Below are 23,074 nucleotides of genomic sequence, written 5' to 3' on the forward strand. Positions count from 1 at the left end.
ACGCGGCACGAGAACGATGGCGGGCCTTCGGCCCTTGCCTCACATGTTGAAATTGCTGCTGAGCGTGGAGATCGCTGAGACCATCGCGTAGGCGATGAAGCCGACGAAAAGAAACACGCTGAGCAGCACGCCACTTGCGATCACCTTGGTGAAGACGTTGAGCTGATCGGCGATCTCGGCTCGATAGGTGGTGGCGATGTTTTTAAGCGACGGCACCACGTTGCCGGTGTTTTCGCCGATCGAGAGTTTGTCCAGCACGAGGTCGGGGAAACATTGGGTTTCGGGCAACGCGGCCGAGAGCGCCTCGCCCTCGAGAATGCGGTCGGTGGCCGCGTCAAACGCCGCCCGATGCACGCGGTTTTGAATTTGTTTTTCCGTCATGCGCAACGCCTCGGCCGTGGTGATCCCGTTTTCGAGCAGCACCGACAACGTCTGGCTGAACGCGAGCACGGTCTGGCTCTGCACAAACGGTCCCAGCAGCGGCAAGCGCAGGGCGAAACGGTCGGTCACCATGCGGCCGCTTTCGGTCACGCGCCAGCGCCAGAAGGAGACGAGGAAAAACGCCGCGCCGACCAGCACCACGATACCGTATTTGAGGGCAAAATCGGACATGCCCACGAGCAGTTGGGTCGACCACGGGAGTTCGCCGCCCAACGCGTCGAGCAGGCCCTGCAAACGCGGCAGCAGGAAAAACAGAAAGAACAGGATCACGCCCGTGGCGACTACGCCCATGAAGAACGGGTAGGCCAAGGCAGAGCCCAGCTGCCGCTTCATCTCGCGCTGTTGGGTGAGATGCTCGATGAGGCGCGCCAGGGTGTCGTTGAGGTTGCCGGTGGCTTCGCCGGCTTGGAGGAGGTTGATCGAGGATTCGTCGAAGACCTGCGGAAAATCCTGTAGCGCCCGGGAGAGGTTGGCTCCTTCGCTGAGGCGATCCCACAGCTCACTGCTCAAGCCGCGCAAGGTCGGGTCCTTGATGCGAGCTCCCAACAGGCGCACGGCTTCACCGGCGGAAAGCCCGCTGGAGGTCAGATCGTGCAGCGCCTGCAGAAAGGGCAGACGCATGGCGCGCGACAACTTGCGGCCTTTGCCGGGACGATCGAGAGATGGCGTCGGCGCGGAACGCGAAGAGGAGGACGCTTGGGCGGCGGCTTTCGGTTTTTTCGCGCGGCGATTCGCGGCGGCTCCAGCGCGTTCGTCCAAACGCATCGGTTGCAAACCGCGTGCTTGGAGACGGCGCAGGGCGTCTTTGCGCGACGGGGCGTCGAGTTCGTCGGTGACGGATTGGCCCGATCGATCGCGAGCAGTGAAAGCGAAGCGAGGCATGTTACGAACAGTCGGTGGAACCGGGATGATGCACCTTGATCGCGGTCAATGTAGGAGCGTGCTTGCGCGCGATAAGCCGGGTGCAGAGATCGCGCGCAAGCGCGCTCCTACACGATGGAATTTGCACAAGATGAAACATCGGGCGCGGGCTCAGGAGTCGGTCACAGTCACGACGCGCAGCACCTCTTCGAGAGTGGTGTTGCCGTCTTTGATTTTTTCCCAACCGGACTGGCCGAGGGTGCGCATACCGTGTTTGCGGGCGACTTGGGCGAGGGTGCGTGTGCTCTCGCGTTGGAGGACGAGTTCGTGGAGTTCTTCGTTGAGACGGAAGATTTCAAAGATGCCGATTCGGCCGCGATAACCGGTGCCGCGGCAGCGGTCGCAGCCGCAGGGACCTTTGAGCGTGGTAACTTGGTCGGCTTCGCTGGGATCGAGGCCGAGCACGAGCAGGTTTTCGCGAAGCTTCACGTTATTGACCGGCGTATCTTTCGCGCAAGCCGGGCAGAGGCGACGCACCAGACGTTGGGCGATCACGAGCTCGATCGACGATGCGACGAGGAAGGGTTCGATGCCCATGTCGACCAAGCGCGTGATGGCGCCGGGCGCGTCGTTGGTGTGAATGGTGGAAAACACCAAGTGACCGGTGAGCGAGGCGCGAATGGCGATGTCGGCCGTTTCGCGGTCTCGGATTTCACCGACCATGATGACGTCGGGATCCTGCCGCAACACGTGGCGCAACGCGCTGGCGAAGGTGAGGCCGATCTCGGAGCGCACCTGGAGTTGGTTGACGCCCTGGATTTCGTATTCGATCGGGTCCTCGATGGTGATGATGCGCAGATCGGTGGAATTGATCTGGCGCAGAAACGCGTTGAGCGAGGTGGATTTACCCGAACCCGTGGGACCGGTGACGAGGATAATGCCGTGGGGAAACTTCAGGATCTCGGAAATGATCGCCTGCTCGTGCGCGCTCATGCCGAGTTTCTCCATGGAGAACGCCTGCTTCTTCTGGTTGAGCAAACGCAGGGAAATGGACTCGGCGTAGATGGTGGGGAAGGTCGAGACGCGGATATCGAGGTTGATGCCGTTGGCGCGGAAATTGATGCGACCGTCCTGGGGCAGGCGTTTCTCCGAGATATTGAGGCGCGCCATGATTTTGACGCGGGAGATGATGGCGTCCTGATAGCGCAGGAGATTCTCGGGCACCGGCACGGGGACGAGCAGACCGTCGACGCGGTAGCGGATGCGGAGTTGTCCCTCCTGGGGCTCGAAATGGATGTCGGTCGCCTCGTCGGTAATGGCCTGGCTGATGACCTCGGTCACGAAGCGCACCACGGCGGCGTCTTCATCGACGATTTCGTCGTCATCGGCGGCGGCTTCGGGGGCGAGATAGTCTTCGCCGCCGTCGTCGAGAGAGCCGGCCCCAACGCCGAAGTGTTCCACGATGAGTTGGTGAATGCGCTCGGGCACGGCGAGGTGCCAGACGATGGGGCGCGGCGTGAACGTGTGTATCCAGTCGCGCATGACATCGTCGGGCAGCCAGGCGGACGCGAGATGCAGTTCCACTTTGGCCAAAGCCTCGGCGGACAACGGTTCGGCCGGTTCCGGGGCCTCGGACGGGCGGAGGTCGATGGGAAGGATTTGATACTCGTGCACCAGCCGGGCGGGCAGGAGGCGCAAGGAACCGGCATCGGCCCGGAGATCGGAGGCCACGTCGATACCGGCGGCGGCCGCCAGGTTATGCAGCACTTCGGTCTCGGTTTGGCTGAGGGCTGCGGCCAGGGCGGCTACGCGCTCGTGACGCGGCGCTTCGAGCACGGTGAGTTGTTGTTCCTCATCCAACGTCGAAACGAGGGACTCGGGCAGTGAGTCGACGGCGAGGGGCGTCATCAGACGATCACTTCTCGTTGATGGGTTCGCCCCGCAGTGCGCGTTGGGCTTCCACGTTGATCTCGGTGGATTCGAGTCGTTCGAGGGCCTCGGCATTGTCCGCCTCGGTATTGGTCAGAACGACGGGCCGCAGGAAGAAAATCAGATCGGTGCGAACCTTCTCTTTGCTGCGTGAACCGAAGAGGTCACTGATAATGGGAATCGGACCGAAACGATTTCGGGTGCGGTTCTCGGTCGCTTGTTGGAGACCGCCGAGGACGATGATGTCGCCGCTGTTCACCGTCACGAAGGATTCGGCTTCACGTTTGCCGATGATGGGCTGCTCGTTGCCGTCGACGGTGACGTTGTCGACGACACTGGACACCTCTTGTTTGATTTCCATTTGCACGCTGCCATTGGCGCCGATGAGCGGGGTGACCTGCAGCGTGATACCCACCTCGCGGTTGCTCAGGGTGGTGCGACCAAAGCCAGAGTTGGTGCTGGTGCCGCTGGTGCTGTCGAGGAAGCTGCTGATCGTGGGGATGTCGCGTCCCACAAACACCCGGCCTTCTTTGTTGTGCGTGGTCAGGACGGCCGGGACGGACAGGATGTTGGCCTTGCTCTTCCGGTTGCCGTTGCCGTTGATGATTTTGATCAGACCGGTGAGGTCGTAGCCGCTGAAAGTAGCAAAGCTCCCCGCAACAGTGGCGGCATCATCCGTTGCTTCGCCGAGTAATTGACCAACTCCGCCGATGGAGGCTCCGATTGTTTCGGCGGAAACGCCGACTAACTTTCCGTTATCGACCAGCAGATTGAGCTCGTTGATGCCGCTGGAGTTGCTGTCGGTGAGGGTGACCTCGGCGATGACCACCTCAACGCGCACTTGAGCGAGCAGCACGTCGATCTTGGCGACCAGTTCCTTGATTAAACGGATGTCCTCGACCGTGCCGCTGACGACCACGGCGTTGCTGCGTTCGTCGGCGAGAATGGTGACCAGAGTGCTGAATTCGTTGGTGGAGACGCCGGCGGCGCTGGCGGCGGCTTGAGCAATATTGGTGGCCGGCACGACGGTGGCGGCTTGCACGTTGCCATTGGGCCGGCGGGTGGATTCGGAGCGGGAGGCTGCCTGGTTCTGGCCCGACACGAGTTGACTGACCAAAGAGGCGACCTCGGTGGCGTCGGCGTGCTTGAGCGGGATGACCTCGTTGCGGGTATTGGGGTCGGACCGGACGTCGAGTTTGGCGATGAGCTTATCGAAGAAATTGTGCAGCCGCGGGTCGCTGATCACGATGATCTGGTTGGTGCGGTCGTCGGCGTTGAAGGTGGTGCCGGTGCCCAGTTGCTGTTGGGCCGGGCCCTGCAGGATGGTGCGCATCTTGTTGGCGAGCTCGGAGGCCTTGGCAAAGACCAGCGGGTAGAACTTGGGCTCCAGCGCACTGACGTTGGGTTGATCGAGCTGTTTCACCAATGTCTCCACGCGTTGCAGCGTGCTGATGGAATCGGTCACGAGCAGGGCGTTGGCCTGTTCAAAGGGCATCGCGCCGCCGAGTTGGGCGTTGAGCAAGTTGGCGATCTTGGAGGCGAATTGCTCAACGCGCACGAACTCGAAGGTGAACAGCTTCGTGGCGATGCGACCGCTGGGAGGCAGGTTGAGTGTGGAGCCTTCGATGAGTTCGGGCGATTCGATGCGGGCGGCGCCGAGTTGCACGACCTTGATGAAGCGTTCGCCCAGAGGAGCCACGGCGATGTTGTTCATCGTCAAGGTGGTCTCGATGGCGAGCAGGGCCTCGCTCGGAGTGACGGGTTGTTTGATGACCAGGGAGAACGTGCCTTGTGCGGTATTGGGGGCCTTGAGCACCGTGCGTCCGGTCAGGAGCTCCAGGAGACCGTAGGCGGCATCGAGTGGTCCCTCGGGAATATTGATGCCCTCGGTCAGCACCTCGTTGGTGATGGGGGTGAGGGACGGAGACAGCACCCGTGATGCCGCAACCGGCTCCGCCGAAGCTTCCTGCGCCGCGACGGGGCCGGAAATGAGGAGCAGACTGGAAATTAGCAGGCCGAGACGGAAAATGGGAATGCGCATACGACGGATTCGAAAATCGGGGAGGGCGGAGAGCCGCTGGGAAGAGTCAGCAGAGTTAATCAAAACAGGGATGTAAACCGCGTTGTGTTTACTAGAACAACACAGAGACGCGTGTCTTAGGGGAAAGTTGCCGTATTTTGACACTTGCGGGGGCGGGGGAGCGGTGGCCAGCTTCGCGACAGTATGGGCAATGTGTTCGGTAAGTTGTTTCGGATATCCACCTGGGGCGAAAGCCATGGGGCCGCCGTGGGCGTGGTCATCGATGGTTGTCCTCCTCGTCTGCCGATCACGGCCGCGGAAATTCAAGCCGAGCTTGACCGCCGTCGACCCGGGCAGAGTGACATCGTGACGCCGCGGAAGGAAGCGGATCAGGTGGAGATACTTTCGGGCGTCTTCGAGGGCGTCACCACCGGCACGCCGATTTCCATGGTGGTGCGCAACGGCGATCAACGTCCGGGCGCTTACGATGAAATGAAGGACAAATTTCGTCCCTCGCATGCCGATTTCACTTACCAGACCAAGTATGGCATTCGCGACCATCGCGGCGGGGGACGCAGTTCCGCCCGCGAGACGATTGGTCGCGTCGCCGCCGGTGCCATTGCGAAGAAGTTGCTCGCGACGGCACTGCCGGCGGGGACGGTCGAAATGTGTGCTTATATTACCCGAGTTCACGATATCGCGGTGCCGGCGGACGCGCTGACAGCCTTCCCGACAATCGAAGCGATCGAAGCCACCCCCGTGCGTTGCCCCGATCCGGCGACGGCTGCCGCCATGATCGAGCGGATCAAGGCCGTGCGAGCCGACGGTGACTCCGTGGGAGGTGTGATCGAGTGCCGCGTGCGAGGTCTGCCAGCCGGGCTCGGTGAGCCGGTCTTTGACCGCTTGGAGGCCGATCTGGCCAAAGCCATGCTTTCACTGCCGGCGACCAAAGGATTCGAAGTCGGCAGCGGCTTCGGGGGCACGCTGCAGAAAGGCAGCGAACACAATGACACCTTTGAAAACCGCGACGGTGCGGTGCGCACCTCCAGCAACCGCTCGGGCGGCGTGCAAGGGGGCATCAGCAACGGTGAGGAGCTCGTCTTCCGCGTCGCCTTCAAACCGACCGCCACGATCTTGCAACCGCAGGCCACGGTCGGCAAAGACGGCCAGCCGACGGAATTGATGGGGCGCGGGCGTCACGATCCTTGCGTTGTGCCGCGGGCCGTGCCCATTGTGGAAGCGATGACGGCCCTGGTGTTAGTGGATCATTGCATGCGCCAGAATGCGCAATCGGCGACTTTCAACCCGTGAGTGAAATCAAACCGTTGGTCTATGTGATCCTGGGCGCGGCCGGTTCCGGTCGGCGCGAAGTTGTCGCCGATCTGATCGAAGGCGGCGTCGATGCATCTGAAAACGTCGCCGTTTTATTGGCCGCCAATGAGGTCGATGATCCGGCGGACGCGCAGTTGCAGAACTGTTCGCGTTGGCATCAGACGGAGGACAACGCCATCGCGGCGGACTGGCCGGCGGGGGCGACCGTGGTGTTTTTTGTGATGGACGGGCGGGCCAGTCCCGTCGACCAAGTTGAAATGCTCAAACCATGGGTGACGAGCCACGGCGCCGAAGTGGGCCGGGTGATCACGGTCATGCATTGCGGTCTCGCCGCGTCAAATTCCCGGGTCGTGGCGTGGTATGATGCGTGTGTGCACTTTTCCGACATCGTGCTGCTCAATCGTCGCGAGGGAGTCGAAAACAAGTGGTTCTCCGAGCTCAAGGCGCGCTACCACAAACTTTGCCTCCCGTGTCTCGTCGAAATGGTCAAAAAGGGCAGGGTGCACAACCCCGCGCTGGTGCTCGATTCGACGGTGCGCCGACTGTCGCATTGGTTCGACGAGGACGAGCAAAACGATTGGACCGCGTTGATTGCGGAGGATTCCGATACGGTGATTGAAGACGATGCCGACGATGATCCGGACGACATGCCGGACGACGAAGATATCTACCTCGCCCGCCACCCCAGCGGTCGCCGCATGAAGGAAGTGCCCGACATCGCCAAGTTGCTGGACTAGACCGGCACGAAAAAACCCGGCGCATTCACGCCGGGTTTTAAGATGCGATCGTAACCGGAGAACCCGGTGGACGAGGATTAAAACTCGAATTGAACCCCGCTTTGCAGAGTGAGTCGGCCTTTTTCCGCCGGCGTGAAACCGGTGTAGAGCGCGCCAAGTGAACCGTATCCCGCGAGCACCGTGGTGGGAATGGGGCCGAGGACGTTATCGTAGTCGTATTTGGCGGTGAGGTTCAGCGCGATATTGTCGGTCAACGCGGCCTTGATGGTCACCTCGGCGAGCAGGTTCCAGTTGTCGGTTTCCTCCACGGCCACTCGATATTTCAGTCGTTGAACCATGGATACACGCTCGTTGAAGTGATATTCGAAGCGTTCGAGGAAACCGGCGGCGATGTTCCAGTCACCGTCGTAGACGCTGCCTTTCTTGAATTCCGTGAGAGCGATGCCGGGGATGAGGTCGAACTTGGTTCGCTCGGTATCAACTATTTTGAAGCCGTAGCCGAAGATCTGCTCAAAATCGTGATCGATGTTCGAAATTTTATCCACCGAGTAGAAGGTCTGCGAGAGCCAGTAGTTCTGGTCGGACAGGATTTGGGTGAACTTCAACGTGCCGGAATAGGCGTCGGCCACGGTTCCCGCGGGTTCATAAGTCGCCTTGGCGTAGTTGGCATTGAATTCCCAGAGCTGCGCAGGAGTGATACGCAGGACGGTGGCGGACATATTGTAGTTGGAGGTCTCACCTTGCAAACCGAGGGCCGCGCCCGTGGAAGGAGCACCGGCGGGAATACCGGGACCCAGGGTGCCTTGTTTATAGCTGGGCGAGCTGTAGTTTCCGCTGATGGAGAAGATACGCTTCCACACGGGAGCATGGGGATTCTTGGCGCTTTCAGCTTGAGCGACTTCCATGGGCGTGGGAGCGGTGGCGGCTTGGACCGAGGCCGCCTTGGTGGTGCCGGAGGCACTCGCGGTCGAGGTGCTTTCGACGTCACTGCGGGCAACTGATATCTCACCGATTAAATCGGCGTTGATTACGATTGTCTCGCTGGTTTCTGATTTAACGGCACCTACGATTACGGTGCCGTTTTTGAGTTTGATCGTTGCCGCCGAAGCCGTGAAGGCTGAGAAACTGGTCAACGCCAGTAGGGTAAGCAGGGAAGAGCGCATCGTGCGAAAATAACGCCATTAATTCTGTTCACTAGCAATGCTAAACGCCGGAGCAACAAAACCTTCGATCAGCCGGACCGGGACGATGTTTATACCGACAAATCCTTATCATAAGCATTGCGGGCAGTATTCCCTACCTGGATTTATCGGGAGTTGAGGGAGCCCTGATCGCACCCTTCGTTTGCTATGTCATCTTTACCCCGTTCGACCCCATTGAAACTGCCTTCCAAACCTTCCCAGGCGGTTTCGTGGTGGCGGCGGGAAGGGCTGGGCTACGAAAACGGTCGATTGCACATGGCCGGTCAGGATTTAGGCGCACTGGCGAACGCCTTTCCCGCGCCGTTGTATGTTTATGATGCCAATCGCGCACGCGAAAATCTGAACCGAATCAAAACCGCGTTACTCGGCGGGGCGGCGTGCGGCCGCGTGTTTTATGCCATGAAGGCCAATCGTCATGTGCCTTTGCTGATGGCTTTGCGCGCAACCGGCCAATGCGGACTGGATGTGTGTTCTCCGGGAGAGCTGCTTTTGGCGCGAGAATGTGGGTTTGCGGAGGAGGAGATTACCTATACGGGAACGGCCATGTCTCCGGCGGATTTGGCGGTGATCCAGCGTTTTCCCCGGATCGCACTGAATTGCGATTCCATGGCGGCGGTGGAACTGGTGGCTCGCCACATGCCAGGTCGACGAATCGGACTGCGCATCGACCCAGCGGTGGGTATCGGTTACCGGCAGAATCCTCGTTTGGACTATGCGGGCATCGGGATTTCAAAGTTCGGCATCCTCCTTGAGGACCTGCCGGCGGCGGTCGCACGGGCGCGCGCCGCAGGGCTCGTGATCGAAGGTCTGCATGTGCACGCGGGGTGTGGGTTTCTGACTCCGCAATTGCCGCTCTGGGATCGCGTGCTGGCTCGACTGCGAGCGGCGATCACCAGCGTGGGAACCGTGCGATACGTTAATCTCGGCGGTGGATTGGGGATTCCGTTGGTGGCGCGCGATCGTCCACTGGATCTGGACGCTTGGACGCGCATATTGCGGAAGCATTTTGGTTCCGCCGCGCACGAGGTGTGGATCGAGCCCGGGGACTATATCGTTAAGGATGCCGGGGTCCTGTTGTTGGAAGTTACCGCCGTTGAGACCAAAGCGGAGCAGGTGTTTGTGCGAGTGAATGGAGGTTTCAACCTGCATCCTGAACCGCTGTTCTACCAACTGCCTCTTGAACCGGCTTCCGTGGTCGCAGGGGGGCACCGGGGTCGGGTGACCCTTGCCGGCAACATCAATGAAGCTCACGATTTGTGGGCCCAGAATGTGCTCATGACCATGCCAACGGCGGGTGATGTGCTGGCATTGCTCAATGCCGGCGGATACGGCGCTGCCATGGCCTCATCCCATTGCCTGCGAGGTGAATATTCCCAATATTTGATATGGAGTTAACGGCCAAATCCGCTTCCTGGCGTCGTCTACCGTGGGTATTGGCCGTATTGGAAACTTTGGAAGCGCAGACTTCGATCGCGCCCGCCCGCAGGGTTCAGGACCTGGAGTTGCAACGCATGATCGCATATGCCGATGGCGACGGCGAGCAATTGGCTCGTGCGATCCTGCGTCGATTGGCCGGGGAACCGTTGGCTTACATTGTGGGAGAATTGGAGTTTGGGGGCCGTTTTTTTTGGGCGGACCAACGGGCCTATATCACCGATCCGGAGACCATTTGGCTGGTGCGCGAAGTGGTGGCGGAAATTCGAAATTTCGAGCAAATTCATCAACGTTGGCCGGTTGTGGCGGAATTTGGCGTGGGGGGAGGGGCTTTAAGTATTTCGGTCAAACTGGAGTGTCCCGAGGTCACTATCATCGGACTCGATATCGATGACAACGCGCTCGCAGTAGGCCGTCTCAATGCGCTGCGGCATGGGGTGGCGATTGAGCTGCTGGAAAGTAACTTGTTCAGTGCGTGGTCGGATCGAGGCGCGCCGGATTTGATCTTTGGTGATCCGCCCTGGGGAGGGGAGGACGACCTTTACGACGAAGTTAGGGATGCGGCGCACTACCACGCGATGCCGGCGGCTTCTGCGTTTCCCGTGGGAGGGGTGACCGGAGCACATCAACAATTGCTGCAGGACGTTTACGAGCGACGATGGACCAGCCGGCTGATATTAAATGCCGGAGTTTTACGGGACGAACCGCTCGCAGAATTGACGCGACAGTCTGCATGGCACGAAATCCGGCATCCTGCCCCCGACCTCGCCTTGTTGGTGGCCCAAATGCATCGATGAGATCTACCCCTCCATTCTTGCCGGATTCCGATCAGAATTCCGGCGCGGGTCTGACCGCACGCAATCTCGTCGCTTGGGACAAGCTCTATGCTTCGACTCCCGAATTGGTGTGGGGACGAGCCGCAGCCGGCTTTTTACCGGAGTTCGTTACCGAGACGTGCGGGGATGCGAGGCGTTTTCGGCACGCCTTGGATGCGGCCACGGGAGAGGGGCGCAACCTGGCATTTCTGACCACGCGGGCTGAGGCGGTAACCGGGTGTGATGGATCGGCGGAAGCGTTGGCCAAGTTTTCGGCGAACGAATCTCCGGCCATACAGTTGGTTTGCGCAGCGTTGGATCGGTTGCCGTTCGCGGACGACAGTTTTGATTTCATTCTGCTTTGCGACACCGTGGAGACCTTGCCGGATCCGGTGCCGGTTTTGCGCGAGTTGCGCCGCGTGGCTGCGCCCGGAGCGCGACTGGTATGCAACATCCCACCGCCTGAGGGCGATGTCGCGGGTGAGGATATGGCGCCCGCGGGGGAGGACGGTTTTTTTTATCAGGATCGATATTACTATCGTTTTTTTGAAGCGGCGGCAGCAGCAGCCTTGTTAAAGCGCGGAGGGTGGCGAGTGCTGCAAGAGCGGGAGATGGAATGGGTCGAGCCGGCGCACCCGGGGTTTCGCGCGCACGATCACACTCATCGAAGCAACGTGTTTTTGGCCGAGCCCGATTCAGGGGAGGTTGAAAGCGGCACCACGGCGCATGACTAAGGCCTATCGTTTCAAAGCCGGTGATCCTTGGCGGGTGGTGCCGTTCATGTTCCTGGGCGCCATTCTGCAGGCAGGGTTGGCTATCGGAATCAGTGCCGCCGATTCGTTGTTTATTTCCCATGTCGGGGCGGATCGGCTGCCAGTGATTTACGCCTGTATGCCGGTAATCATGCTGGCATATATCGCGGGCTACACCCGACTGCTGAATCGATGGGGCATCGATAGACTTTTTGTCGTTACGATCGGAGTATTGGTGGTGGGGGGCGTCGCGTTTGCGGTGTTGTTGCGCGGCGAACACACGTCGCTCCCGGTGTATTTCGCGGCCAAGTTTTACGGGTCCCTGTGGTATATCGCGCTGTATTCCTTGTTATGGAATTTCATCGACGGTTTCTTTGATCTCAGTGAGGCGAAACGCTTGTTTGGGCTAATCGCCGGCGGATCTGCGGTGGGGGCGATCGGGGGCGGATTTGTGGTGACTCATTTGTCGGAAATAATCGGAGTCGCGGGACTGTTCGGCATCTGGGCGGGCAGTGTGCTGTTCGCGTTGCCGGTTCACCGTTGGATCGTCCATCATGTTCCGCGAGTCGCCGGAGAAGATGCCGGGGAGGAAGAAGAGGGTGAGTCCAGCCTCGCGGACACCCTGCGCAACATCATCGGATCGCGTTATGTGACGGCCTTCACGCTGGTGATTTTCCTGACATTGATCACGGCGACGTTGTGCGAATTTCGCTACTATTCGATTTTCGAGAAGCACTATCCGGACGAAGCGGCGTTGGCGGCCTTGTTCGGAAAGCTCTATGCCGGGGTCAACGTCTTCAATCTCGTCGTCACGTTGATTTTGTTTCGCACCCTCGTGCGTTGGGTGGGGGTGCGCAACGTCGCGCTGATTCAACCGGTGATCTATCTGGGCGTGTTCGGTTTCCTATTGATGGACGGAGGCATGGTGGCCGCGTTGTTTGGTTTTGTGGCCTACCAAGGCGTGATGACGTCCATCGACTACAACAACCAGAACCTGTTGTTTAGTGTCCTGCCGGAAAAAGGAAAGGAGCGCACCCGCACTTTCATCGAAGGCATCTGCGAACCCCTGGCCACGGCCAGTGCCGGTGTGCTGTTGTTGGGCGCGCAGTATTTTCTATCCGACACGGGGATTTCGGGCATTGGTTTTGGCACGGCGTTGGCGTGTTTGGTTTTGGCGTTGGTGTTGCGCGTGGAGTTTTTGAAATCGATGACCGCCAATGTCCGCCGCAGTTGGCTCGACTTCAGTGGGGCGGGTAAGGACGTCGCTTTTGTTCAAAAAGAGGATGAGGTGTTTCTGCGCACCCGCGCGGATGATCAGGCGGCTCCGGAGCATGAACGACTCGCCGCCTTGGAACGATTGTGGCAGTTGCAACCCATCGAAACGGTGGAGCGCGTATTGGCGTGGTTGCCCGCCATGAGCCTGGAGTCGCGGCGGGCAGTGCGTGGGCTCCTGCGGGAGATTTTACTGACGGATGATCCGGCGATCGTGGATCGTTGTCTCAGTTGGGCGGAACAATACGGGGCGGATTGCGACGCGTATGTTTTGGAGCATTTTGGTCGTCGTCGCCTGGTGCCGCTGGGGGTCGGGCGGCGCCGCGTGCAAATGGCCGATCCGCGCGATCGAGCGGCGGGGGCGATTGTTTTGTGGGAAAGCAATGATGTTTCCGATGTGCAGATCGCCCTGAAGACAATCGACCGCTTGCTGGATGGTGAGCCGACTGAGGCCGAGGCGGGATGGCATGCGCTCGGAGTGTTGGGCGAAATGCGATTCATTCCCCGTATCCTGCCGCATCTCCGCGACACGAATCCGCACCTACGCCTGCGGGCGATCGAAGTGCTACTCCAGTTGACCGGACCGGAATCATCCCGCGTCCAACCCGAATTGCTGCAATTGATCTCGACCAGTCGCCGACCCGAGGAACGGTTGTTGGTCATCGGAGCGCTGGCGCGCATCAACGATTCGGCGATCATCGAGCCTTTGCTGAAATCCATCGGTGACATGGTTCCGCAGGAACGGCGGGAGCTGGAGCATCTACTGATTGGCTTTGGTCCCCGCGCCGTTCCGGCTTCTATCAAAGTTTTACGCGGGACAACCTACTCCCTGGCGTCCCGGTCCATTGCCGCGCGGGCGCTGGCTCGAGTGGCGTTTCCGCAACTCGAACTCATGGTGCCTGAGTTGATTGAGGACATCGTGCGGCGCGCATATCGGGTGGTCGCTTTTCGCCACATTTTACGTCAGCATGCCGATCGTGGCCCCGGAACAGCGGCATTGGCGTTGGTTTACCACGATCTGCCCCGGCTGATGCTGGAGCTGGTGTTGGAACTGCTCAGCGTGATCGGCCGGTTGTCCAGTTACGATTCGATCGTGGCGGCGTTGCGAGCGGAGAACGGTCGCGAGCGTGGTTACGCGTTGGAGAGCATTGAACAAGCCTGCGGCCGCCAGTTGTTCGAGCGCTTGTTTCCGATCCTCGACGAGCAATCCGACGAGGACATCATCGCCAAGGGTGAAAAATTTGGGGTGCGAACTGATGGTTCGCTGGACACAATCGTGCAACGATCCCGCAAGGCGGTGTTTCCGCTGGAAGCATCGGCGGCGCTGCAGGCGGCGGTGGAAGCCGAACCCCATCGAGCGCGGGATATCTGCTTGGAAACCTTGCAGGAGCAATCCCATCCCATGGTGCGAGGCACCGCCCGAGTGCTCATGCGCCGCACGGATGCCAATGCCTCCCCCACCTCCACGGTGGTGGAGCGCGTTCGTGAGTTGTCGCGCCATGCATTTTTTCGCAACTGGGGCGTGCGGTCGCTGGAGGCGGTGGGTCTGCAGTTGGAGGAATGCTGGCATGAGCCCGGGGAGGTTGTGGTGGATACGGGGCAACGGATGGCCCGATTTGGAGTGGCGATGGAAGGCGGGTTTCGTTCGATGAACGATGAAGGGCAGATTCGCGATTTGCCGGCACCGTCCGACTTCGGGCGGGAGTCGCTGGGTGAGCTCTGGTCCGCGCAACGTCGCACGGTCACGGTCACGAAGCGGGCTCGTATCATGTGGTTGCCGGCGCATGCCTTGCGGGCGTCGGTGCAGGCCCAGCCCCGTCTCGCGATTGAACTGTTGGTCTGGAAACTTTCGAACCCGTGAAACCGCTGCACCTTCACTTCAACGTTCGCACGTGGCTGCAAATTGGGTTGCTGTCCTCCATCACCGGGGTGGCGATTTGGATCGGTTCCGGACTCTTCGTTTCGTTGCGACGGGTCATCCTTGATGGGTTCGACAAACAGCTCACTTCTCCGAGCGTGGTGGTGGCGGCTTTTATCGAGCCGGAGGATCACGCTTGGCTGGCCGAACGCCGCAATATTCACGGGTTGGCCTACGCGGAGAAAGAGGATGTCTTTTATGCGCTGGCGCAGACCCGGGGGGCGTTTGGTTTGGTGACCATTTCACCACTGACCGGGGTGGTGGCGGACGATGCGGCGGTTTACCTTTCGATGGAACTCCGGGACCTGGCCGTGGAACCGGTGTCGGGCCGCTTGATCGGGTTGCTGCCGGACGGTTCGCCGGCATGGGTGGATACGGCAACGGGAGAGGTGGCTCCCATCGCCGGCGCGCCCGCGGGCTGGCGCGGCATGGCCGACGGTCCGGGGGACGGCGGTATTTGGGTGATTGATACCATGGTCCGGCAGTGGCATCCGCAAACCGGGGCGTGGGCCGCGGCGCAGGCCGTGCCGGAGGTGCATGAGGATCCCATTTTAATGGGGGGCGGACGCGATGGACAAGCCGTGCTGCTCGTCAATCCCTGGCATCGCAAAATTGTCTCCATGTATCCTGAAAGTGGATACGTGAGTGAAATCGACTGGGCGCACGACGATGCCATGACATGGGAGTGGGGGTTCGACACCCGGCGCGAACGTTGGGTGGGAGCGCGCCACAAGCTGGTGCTGATTGATCCCCTCACCGGCACCGAACCGGTGGATCGATTCGCTGCCGCCTATGGCCGGGAGCAGTCCGACACCTACGCCCGGTTGGTCGAGCCGATGAGACGGTTGCGCGAGCGACTGAAATTGACCTACCTTTACACCCAAATGGTCGAGTCTCCTGATTTGATCACCTACGTGCTGGATAGTTCGACGGGGGACGAGCATTCGCCGCTCATGGCCGAGGATATTCTGCCCGCCACGGAGGTGGAAGGGGTGGCGCGCTTGTTGACCGGAGGTTCGATGCATTTCACCAATTTGGAACGGTGGGAAAACTGGGGTTGGCTGAAATCAGCGTTCGCGCCGATGTTTGCAGCCGACGGTCGGGTGATGGCCATGGCGGGCACGGATTTTAACGCCAGTGTCATCGAAAACAGCACGCGGCGGGCGTTGCTGATGGTGTTTCTGGTGGGAGCGGCGACGTTGGTGCTGGCTTCAGGGTGGTCACTGACGATTTCACGTTGGTTGCGCCGTCCCGTGGAGGCGCTCAAGCGTGGTGCCTTGAGCATGGCGGCGGGAGATTTCCAAGTGTTGGAAGTCAAGGGCTCGCGTGAGGTCAATCAACTCGCGGGAGTGTTTAACCAAGTCAGTGATTCAATGCAGCAGTCGGTCACCAATCTTACGAGTGAAGTCACCCGTCTGCTGCAGCGACGGGATCGAGCGGAGGTTGCCCGGGTCTTTGCCCGTGATCGCGACGCCAATCTGAGTTTTGCCGATGAACCGGAAGTTACGGTGCTGCATTCCACTTATGGGCTGGGCGGCGCGACTCGGCATGGGGACGTGGCATTGGTATGGTGGGATATGACCCGGGCCACGACCGCCGTGCCGTCGATGGGCGCGCTCTGCGCAGTCCCCGGACAGGTGCGAGCTCGTTTCACGTCCTTGTCGGAAAGCGCAGCGCAGCCCCCACGATGGCCGGAAAACGTGCGAGCGGTGTTGCGACTCAACCTTCGCACCAATCAGGGCGTTTATTGGGGGCGCGAATCAACTGAGACACCGTTTGCCCGCGGTGTGCCCACGGCGCTCGAAATGGGATGGGCGGAGTTTGGTCCCGTGTTGAAATTGGAGGAGTATGTGGTGAAGGAGGCGGGGACATGACGCCGGTAGAACTCATGTTTGCGCTGCGTCGACAGCCGCCTTTTGACAGCATGTCGGATGGCGAATTGGAGATAGCGGCGAAAGTGGTGGTGGAACGCAGCTTCGCCCCCGGTGCATTGGTGTTGGGACCGGGGGAACCCTTTCGGCGACTGCTGTTGCGTCTCGACGGGAGTTGGCAGACGGATAGCCGAAGCCTTCCGACCATCTTGGGCGTGGAGTCACTGCTCACGGGTATTGAAGGACCGGGCGAAGTGAGGGCGGGTCCCGACGGCGTGCGTTGTCTCACCATGACGCGCGGGCATTTTTTCACGTTGGTCAATGAGTGTCCCGCGTTGCTGTTGTCCCTTTTGTCCATGGCCGATGAGCCTCCGGAAACTCGTCCGTTCCTATGAGACTGCGCACACAAACATTCTGGGGAATCGTGCCACTTTTTCTGGTCGTGGGCATCGCGGGATCAGGGGTGTCTTGGTTGTTGGAATCCCGAGAGCTGCGCCATGGGGCGGAAGCCCAAGCGCGCACCATGGCCGTTTCGCTGGCGGAGTATCTTTATGGTCAATCGTGGCCGACCCAAAGTGCGGCGGCGCAGGAACGGCTGGAACGTGCGGAAGTGCGATTTGAGTATTGGAAGTTCGTCCGCGCCATCCAGCTGTGGGATCAATCGGGGCGACGCGTGCATCGTTGGGTCTCTCCGGCCGCGGGAGAGGTGGAGGATGCGCGTTGGATGCAAGCGGAGGTTGCGACGGGAACTGAAGAGAGTGCCGTCGGGGAACTCATTAGGAAATCGGCCGATTCGGCCGTGGCCCGGGGCGGAGCGTTGGTATGGTCCGCTGACGGGCAGCTTCAAGGTTGGGTGGAGTGTGAACTCGATGCGAATGACTGGTTGACCGAAAGCCGTCACCAAGAAGTGGGCAACCTACGTCGCGTGGTGGGGATTGTTATACTGGGCGTTATACTGGCCTGGTTGGTCAGTCGCTTACTGGCTGGTGATGTGCGTCGCCTGATTTCGTCGGCTCGTGCGGTCGGGGAGGGCAAATATGTCGCGCCGGATGATCTGCGGGTGAGAGAATTCGCGGAGTTGAGCGAGTCGTTCGGAGTGTTGGATGGCCTCACCCACGAGTATCGACTGAAATTTCGGCGCGCGATGATTGAAAATGAGGTGTTTCGCACGAGTGGGGTGCTGGCGCAGGCGTTCCGGGCTGAGGTGATGCCGTCAATTGATCAACACATTGCCGGACGCCGAGTGATGAGCCGATTGTTCGATGCGAGCGAATGCTCCCGCTGGCATGGTGCGGGAGGAGATGATCAAACGGGCTGGTTGTGGTTCGGCCGGGTGGAGGGACTGGTGGGTAGCGAAGTGGCGCGACTGGCGTTCACCGTAAAAAGTGAGCTGGAGACGTTGCTGATTCGTCAGAAGGTGGATCCGGTGGAGGCCCTCCAAGAGCTGGCCGGGTATTATCAAATCACACGGGCAATTGTGGTCACCTGGACGTCGGCATCGACCGATTTGGAAATTTTCGATTACAACCGCGAAACGGATGTCGTCGCCCGTCGGCGGCTGACATCTCCGGTTCGGTTCGTCGGCCACGATTTGGTCGCTGATGAAGGTGCGACGATTGATGTGGTGGTGGCGTCAGCGGCGGATGCGGGAGTCGAGCAAATCTATGATCATATTGTTCGATTCCTGGGCGACACCGACGCGGTGGTGACCATCGTCGAGTGACGCTGCCTGATCGCGCTCGTTGATGGTGTTACTATTCCGAAGGTGCGGTGGTCAGCGCCGGGCTACCCTTCGCGGTGGCCAAGACCGCCGACCGCACGATGTCGATTCCGGCGTCGAGGGTGGCTTCATCAATGGTGAGCGGCGGGAGAAATTTCAGCACGTTTTTGCCGGAGCCGCAGATCTCGATGATCAAACCCTGCTGGAAGGCTTCACTGGCGACGGCCTGACAACGGGAGGCTTGTTTGAATTCCAGGCCGTGAATCATGCCGACTCCGCGGGGCTTGGCCTCGATTTCCGGCAACTCGGCCGCGAGCGCATGCAGACGTGCGGACATGTGCGCGCCGCGGGCAGCGATTTGAGCCGTGAATTCAGCCGTGGCCCAGTAGTTGAGCGCCTCGGTGGCGGCGACGAAGGCCAGATTGTTACCGCGGAACGTGCCGGTGTGTTCACCGGGTTTCCATTGATCGTGTTCGGGTTTGATCAACAGCAGTGACATCGGCAGACCGCACCCGCTGATTGATTTGGAAAGTGCAATCAGGTCCGGCCGGATGCCGGTGCGTTCGAAACTGAAGAAGCTACCCGTGCGCCCGCACCCGACTTGGATGTCGTCGACGATGAGCAGGATGCCGTGTTGCTGGCAAAGGTCGGCAACACCCTGCAACCACTCCGTCCGCGCAATGTTGACTCCGCCTTCGGCCTGCACCGTTTCCAGGACGATGGCGGCCGGGAGGTCGATGCCGCTGGATGTATCCGATAAGGAACGACGCAAGTAGGCGAGGGTGTCGACCCCGGCTCCGAGATAGCCGTCGAAAGGCATGAAGCTCGCGTCCAGTCGTTGAGTCCAGGCTTCATGGCGAAAGTGACGATTGGCCGTGACGGCGAGAGCCCCGGCGCTCAACCCATGGTAGGCGTTGGTGAAGGCGATGACGTTGCGGCGCTTCGTCACGCGGCGGGCGAGTTTGAGAGCCGCCTCGATCGCGTTGGTGCCGGTGGGCGCGGTGAACTGCAGCTTGTAGTCCATGCCGCGGGGCTCGAGGATGACTTCTTCAAACCGCTCCAAAAAGCGCTGTTTGGCGACAGTCGCCATATCCAGGCTGTGCAGCACGCCGCCCTCCTGCAGATAGGCGATCAAGGCCTCCCGCATGGCGGGCGGGTTGTGCCCGTAGTTGAGCGCTCCGGCGCCGGCAAAGAAGTCGACGTAGGGCCGACCTTCACGATCGAAGAGGCGCGCGCCTTCCGCGCGTTCGAAGATGGTGGGGTAGGAACGGGAGTAGGACCGAATCTCCGATTCGCGCCGTTGGAATATGTTCATGTGGGAGGGGTTGGCAGGATGCTGGCCAGCACGAGCTCGACTAAATTAACACGTGATATTGGTCAAAATGTCACGCAGTGACTGTGCGTTGGGACTCAAATAGGGTGGATACAGCATGGCATTATGATCACCTTGTGCAGGGTGAACGCGGTAACTTCCCCGGGTGACGTCGCGCCACCCATGGGTGCGAGTCAACGGAATGTTATTTTCATCAATGTGGTCGACCGAATCCTGGCAGACCATGCCATGGATGTCGGCTGCAACTTGATGTTGATCAGTGCTATGACTCATCAAGTCGTAGTAGGCGGCGATGACGCGCGCTGCCTTGTCGCGTAACAGCGGGGTGGAGACGTAGGGCCGGATGCTTTCGTGATCCAGAAAAGCAGCCGTGACTTTCTCGCACTCGCCCGGGGGGAAAGTAATGGGGTGCACGACTTGTGCGCTATCAAACATCACGATGGCGGCCACCCGGCGGCCCCGGCGTTCGAGCTCGGCGGTGACGTGGTAGGCGAGATTGCCGCCGGCGGAGTATCCGCCCAGGACGATGGATCCGTCGGGCTGAGTGGTCGTGATCAAATCCACGTAGTCACCCAAGCGGGACGCTGCCACGATGAAATTGAAACCGTAGACGGCGTAGTCCGGGAGCTCCTGCGCCAGTTGCACGTAGCCGAGCGCGTCGCCGGTGCCGGGAGGGAACAGAAAGAACGGATGACGATTTTCGTCCCCGGGGTTGAGCAACACCATGGGATCGTCGATGCCTTCCGTGCCGAACCGAGCGCGGTCGAGGAGCAACTCCGCTTGGGCGCGCACGGTGGTGGCTTTGAACAACGCGGTGAGGGGAAGCGAAAGGGCGAAGGTTTCGCGCAGTCGGGCGGCGAGTTTGGTCACTTTGAGACTATGTCCGCCGACATCGAAAAAATTGTCGGTGACGCCGATGGCAGACATTTCGAGGACTTCCTGCCAGAGTTTGAGCACCGTTTTTTCGGTGGGAGTAACCGGTGCCATCTGGTTCCCCGGACGATCGGCGGTGGTCCACTCCGGCGGTGGCAGGGCCGCCCGGTCAACCTTGCCGTTGGGGGTGAGTGGCAACGCGTCCAGAAAAACGAACTGAGCCGGAAGCATGTAGGCGGGCAAAGCCTGCGAGAGGTGGGATCGCAGGGATTCGATCGTGGTCGGACCGACCACGTAAGCGACCAACGCCAGTGATTTGTCCATCGCTTTCCGCGCCACGACAACGGCATCGTGCACGTCGTCAAGCTGCCGCAGGCGGGTTTCGATTTCTCCGGGCTCAATCCGGAACCCGCGAATCTTCACCTGATCGTCCTTTCGACCCAGATACTCGACCGTGCCGTTGGCGGTCCAACGCCCGAGGTCACCGGTGCGATACAATCGCGCGGTGTTGTCTTCACTGAACGGGTGCGGGATGAATTTTGCGTCCGTCAGGGCGGAATCTCCCAAGTATCCGCGCGCCAGTCCATCGCCGCCAGTGCAGATCTCACCGGCCACTCCGACCGGGACCAATTGATCCCGGGTATCGAGAATATACACGGATGTATTCGCAATGGGACTACCGAGCGGAATGTTTTCGGAATGGTCGCGGTCGATGCGATGACAGCACGTGAAGGTGGTGTTCTCCGTCGGTCCGTAGCCATTGATCACGGTGAGCTGCGGATGCGCCGCCCGGATGCGGTTGATGTGCGGCGCCGACAGTTTTTCCCCGCCGACCAGCAGGGTGCGGAGACCGCCAAACAACGACAGGTCGGCGTCGGCGAGTTGATTGCACAAGCTCGAGGTCAGCCAGAGCGTGGTGATACCATGGGTCGTGATGAGTTGTTTCAGGGCCTCGGGGTCGAGCACCGCCTTTTCCGGCGGTCGGCACAACGCCCCCCCATTGAGCAGCGCCCCCCAGATCTCGAACGTCGACGCATCGAATGCCAGGGCCCCGGTCATCAAGATGCGATCGGTCGCGGAGAGCCGGATGAAGTTGGTTTCCTTCACCAGTCTCAGGACGGCGCGATGTTCGACCAGCACTCCCTTGGGCCGCCCGGTCGTGCCCGAAGTATAGATGGCGTAGGCGAGTGCGGTGGGCCGGGCGCGTTCCGGCAGCGCGGCAGGCGACAGTTCGCTCAGTTGCCGCGCGTCTCGTTGTTGCTTGGACTTGGCGACGGGGTTCGGGACTGTCGCCGCGGACTTGTCGATGCGCAGGATGGCATCGTAACCGAAACGCGAAAGTTCACTCTCCGCTTCGCCGAGCATGTTTGAAAATTCGATGGTCGCGATTTCGGGCCAGTCGCATTGGAGGTCGCGCCAGAATGCTCGAGACACAAACAAGTCTTCGGAGCGGTCCACCTTGGTGCGGACCCCCTCCGCCGCATGTTCGCGTTGATAGCCCAGAAGTTCGGTCTCAAACGCGACTTTGGTGTCCTGATCCCAGACATTACCGAGAAACAACGTGCCCTGCGCGGGCATGAGATCGATGGCCTGGCGTAGCACGTCGCGCAGATAGTTTACGCCGCTGAAACACTGCAGCACGCTGTTGATGATCACGACATCGTAGTCGGCGGTCGGCACCTCCCGCAGAGCGTGAGCGGGCAAGTGTTGCAGGGTGATGTTGGTGGCATCGCGGCGGGTCATTTCCTGCCGGGTCCAAGCCAGGATACGGGCGGAAAGGTCGGTGCCATGGTAGGCGGCCACGAGCGGGGCCAGACGAAACATGCTGATGCCGGAAGCGCAGCCCACTTCGAGGACCCGATCGGTGGGACGCAGCAGCGGGGAGAGTTTGCGACGAATGTTCACGCCGTATGCGTCCATCACTTCGCGGCTGAGTAGTTCGCCGGTGAAACTGCTGCGCCATCCACCGCCGGAGATATCGTCAACGGTTTGGTCGCCGACCAAGTCCCAGATTTCTTCGCGCATGAACTCGCCGATGCCTTCAGGCTCCGCGTGGATGTCGGGACTGTCAGGACAACACAGCAAACCCAGCTCCGGACATTCCCATTGCAATCGATTCAAGCGACGGATGTGTCGCCGACTGCCGATGAGGGCGCGGGCTTGAGTCTCGCGCAGCATGTGCCCCGAACGTGCGGTCGGCATATCGGTGTCAAGCGGGAGATAGGCGCCGCCGGCCGTGAGTATGCCCAGCAATGTGGTGGCGATGTCGAACGCCGAATCAAGCATGACACCCACAAAGCCTTCGGGGCCGAGTTCATGATCCAACAGCAAACGGGCGATCCGATTGGCCTGGGCCGCCACCTCCGCGTAGGTGTGGTTGCCTTCGGGACCGACAATGGCAATTGCTGCCGGGGTCGAAGTGGCCTGGCGAAAAAACTCGGCGGGAATGGTGGAGTCGCGCGGATAGGCCGTGGCGTTGTCGTTGAAGCTCTGGACGAGAGAAAGCAGGTCGTCACGTTGTTCGTCGTCGGCGAGTAGATTGAAGTCTCCGAGTTTCATGGTTG

The 23,074-nt window shown here is 60.4% G+C and carries 15 protein-coding genes; 9 read left to right on the forward strand and 6 right to left on the reverse strand.

Features of this window, described 5'->3' with window-relative positions; genetic code table 11:
• Nucleotides 1–39: 39 nt before the first annotated feature.
• The 3 genes from PXH66_RS02360 to PXH66_RS02370 all read right to left on the reverse strand — a co-directional run bounded on the left by PXH66_RS02360 (nucleotide 40) and on the right by PXH66_RS02370 (nucleotide 5,272).
• Nucleotides 40–1,323: a type II secretion system F family protein gene (locus PXH66_RS02360; protein ID WP_330930220.1), complete on the reverse strand. Its 1,284-nt coding sequence runs from the start codon at nucleotides 1,321–1,323 to the stop codon at nucleotides 40–42.
• A 150-nt stretch (nucleotides 1,324–1,473) separates the two neighbouring features.
• The gene (locus PXH66_RS02365) at nucleotides 1,474–3,210 is read right to left on the reverse strand and encodes a GspE/PulE family protein (protein ID WP_330930221.1); all 1,737 of its coding nucleotides are present in this window, start codon (nucleotides 3,208–3,210) and stop codon (nucleotides 1,474–1,476) included.
• A 7-nt stretch (nucleotides 3,211–3,217) separates the two neighbouring features.
• Entirely contained in the window at nucleotides 3,218–5,272 is a 2,055-nt protein-coding gene (locus PXH66_RS02370) for a secretin N-terminal domain-containing protein (protein WP_330930222.1), read from the reverse strand.
• Nucleotides 5,273–5,455: 183 nt separating this feature from the next.
• On the opposite strand from PXH66_RS02370, the gene aroC reads away from it, so the two are divergent.
• On the forward strand, nucleotides 5,456–6,562 hold the full coding sequence (gene aroC / locus PXH66_RS02375; protein WP_330930223.1) for a chorismate synthase: 1,107 nt from the start codon (nucleotides 5,456–5,458) through the stop codon (nucleotides 6,560–6,562).
• Complete coding sequence (locus PXH66_RS02380) at nucleotides 6,559–7,320, forward strand: hypothetical protein (RefSeq protein WP_330930224.1); 762 nt, start codon at nucleotides 6,559–6,561, stop codon at nucleotides 7,318–7,320. Before aroC ends, PXH66_RS02380 begins: the two co-directional genes overlap by 4 nt.
• Nucleotides 7,321–7,397: 77 nt before the next feature.
• Here PXH66_RS02380 and PXH66_RS02385 read toward each other — a convergent pair whose 3' ends face one another.
• Nucleotides 7,398–8,483 (reverse strand): DUF481 domain-containing protein, encoded by a 1,086-nt coding sequence (locus PXH66_RS02385; RefSeq protein ID WP_330930225.1) that lies wholly within the window; start codon nucleotides 8,481–8,483, stop codon nucleotides 7,398–7,400.
• 213 nt (nucleotides 8,484–8,696) lie between these two features.
• Between PXH66_RS02385 and PXH66_RS02390 the strand changes: the two genes are divergently transcribed.
• The 7 genes from PXH66_RS02390 to PXH66_RS02420 are packed head-to-tail and all read left to right on the forward strand — an operon-like array spanning nucleotide 8,697 to nucleotide 18,307.
• On the forward strand, nucleotides 8,697–9,917 hold the full coding sequence (locus PXH66_RS02390) for a type III PLP-dependent enzyme domain-containing protein (protein WP_330930226.1): 1,221 nt from the start codon (nucleotides 8,697–8,699) through the stop codon (nucleotides 9,915–9,917).
• The gene (locus PXH66_RS02395; RefSeq protein WP_330930227.1) at nucleotides 9,908–10,753 is read left to right on the forward strand and encodes a class I SAM-dependent methyltransferase; all 846 of its coding nucleotides are present in this window, start codon (nucleotides 9,908–9,910) and stop codon (nucleotides 10,751–10,753) included. The genes PXH66_RS02390 and PXH66_RS02395 overlap by 10 nt, the downstream gene beginning before the upstream one ends.
• Nucleotides 10,754–10,770: 17 nt before the next feature.
• A complete protein-coding gene (locus PXH66_RS02400; protein WP_330930228.1) occupies nucleotides 10,771–11,505 on the forward strand; it encodes a class I SAM-dependent methyltransferase in 735 nt (244 codons plus the stop codon).
• A complete protein-coding gene (locus PXH66_RS02405; protein WP_330930229.1) occupies nucleotides 11,498–14,656 on the forward strand; it encodes an Npt1/Npt2 family nucleotide transporter in 3,159 nt (1,052 codons plus the stop codon). The genes PXH66_RS02400 and PXH66_RS02405 overlap by 8 nt, the downstream gene beginning before the upstream one ends.
• Nucleotides 14,653–16,587 (forward strand): sensor histidine kinase, encoded by a 1,935-nt coding sequence (locus PXH66_RS02410; protein ID WP_330930230.1) that lies wholly within the window; start codon nucleotides 14,653–14,655, stop codon nucleotides 16,585–16,587. Before PXH66_RS02405 ends, PXH66_RS02410 begins: the two co-directional genes overlap by 4 nt.
• On the forward strand, nucleotides 16,584–16,979 hold the full coding sequence (locus PXH66_RS02415) for a cyclic nucleotide-binding domain-containing protein (protein ID WP_330930231.1): 396 nt from the start codon (nucleotides 16,584–16,586) through the stop codon (nucleotides 16,977–16,979). Before PXH66_RS02410 ends, PXH66_RS02415 begins: the two co-directional genes overlap by 4 nt.
• Before the next feature lie 29 nt (nucleotides 16,980–17,008).
• Nucleotides 17,009–18,307 (forward strand): hypothetical protein, encoded by a 1,299-nt coding sequence (locus PXH66_RS02420; RefSeq protein WP_330932208.1) that lies wholly within the window; start codon nucleotides 17,009–17,011, stop codon nucleotides 18,305–18,307.
• Nucleotides 18,308–18,338: 31 nt separating this feature from the next.
• On the opposite strand, the gene ectB is transcribed toward PXH66_RS02420, so the two are convergent.
• Both ectB and PXH66_RS02430 read right to left on the reverse strand, forming a co-directional pair.
• Nucleotides 18,339–19,619 (reverse strand): diaminobutyrate--2-oxoglutarate transaminase, encoded by a 1,281-nt coding sequence (gene ectB, locus PXH66_RS02425; protein WP_330930233.1) that lies wholly within the window; start codon nucleotides 19,617–19,619, stop codon nucleotides 18,339–18,341.
• Between the two features lie 45 nt (nucleotides 19,620–19,664).
• Complete coding sequence (locus PXH66_RS02430) at nucleotides 19,665–23,069, reverse strand: amino acid adenylation domain-containing protein (RefSeq protein WP_330930234.1); 3,405 nt, start codon at nucleotides 23,067–23,069, stop codon at nucleotides 19,665–19,667.
• Nucleotides 23,070–23,074 lie beyond the last annotated feature (5 nt).

This window comes from Synoicihabitans lomoniglobus (assembly GCF_029023725.1).
GTDB lineage: Bacteria > Verrucomicrobiota > Verrucomicrobiia > Opitutales > Opitutaceae > Actomonas > Actomonas lomonigloba.

What these genes read in the sequence shown, in the direction of transcription:
- PXH66_RS02360 (WP_330930220.1), bottom strand. Translation starts at nt 1,323, where the DNA reads ATGCCTCGCTTCGCTTTCACTGCTCGCGATCGATCGGGCCAATCCGTC.
- PXH66_RS02365 (WP_330930221.1), bottom strand. Translation starts at nt 3,210, where the DNA reads ATGACGCCCCTCGCCGTCGACTCACTGCCCGAGTCCCTCGTTTCGACG.
- PXH66_RS02370 (WP_330930222.1), bottom strand. Translation starts at nt 5,272, where the DNA reads ATGCGCATTCCCATTTTCCGTCTCGGCCTGCTAATTTCCAGTCTGCTC.
- aroC (WP_330930223.1), top strand. Translation starts at nt 5,456, where the DNA reads ATGGGCAATGTGTTCGGTAAGTTGTTTCGGATATCCACCTGGGGCGAA.
- PXH66_RS02385 (WP_330930225.1), bottom strand. Translation starts at nt 8,483, where the DNA reads ATGCGCTCTTCCCTGCTTACCCTACTGGCGTTGACCAGTTTCTCAGCC.
- PXH66_RS02395 (WP_330930227.1), top strand. Translation starts at nt 9,908, where the DNA reads ATGGAGTTAACGGCCAAATCCGCTTCCTGGCGTCGTCTACCGTGGGTA.
- PXH66_RS02405 (WP_330930229.1), top strand. Translation starts at nt 11,498, where the DNA reads ATGACTAAGGCCTATCGTTTCAAAGCCGGTGATCCTTGGCGGGTGGTG.
- PXH66_RS02415 (WP_330930231.1), top strand. Translation starts at nt 16,584, where the DNA reads ATGACGCCGGTAGAACTCATGTTTGCGCTGCGTCGACAGCCGCCTTTT.
- ectB (WP_330930233.1), bottom strand. Translation starts at nt 19,619, where the DNA reads ATGAACATATTCCAACGGCGCGAATCGGAGATTCGGTCCTACTCCCGT.
- PXH66_RS02430 (WP_330930234.1), bottom strand. Translation starts at nt 23,069, where the DNA reads ATGAAACTCGGAGACTTCAATCTACTCGCCGACGACGAACAACGTGAC.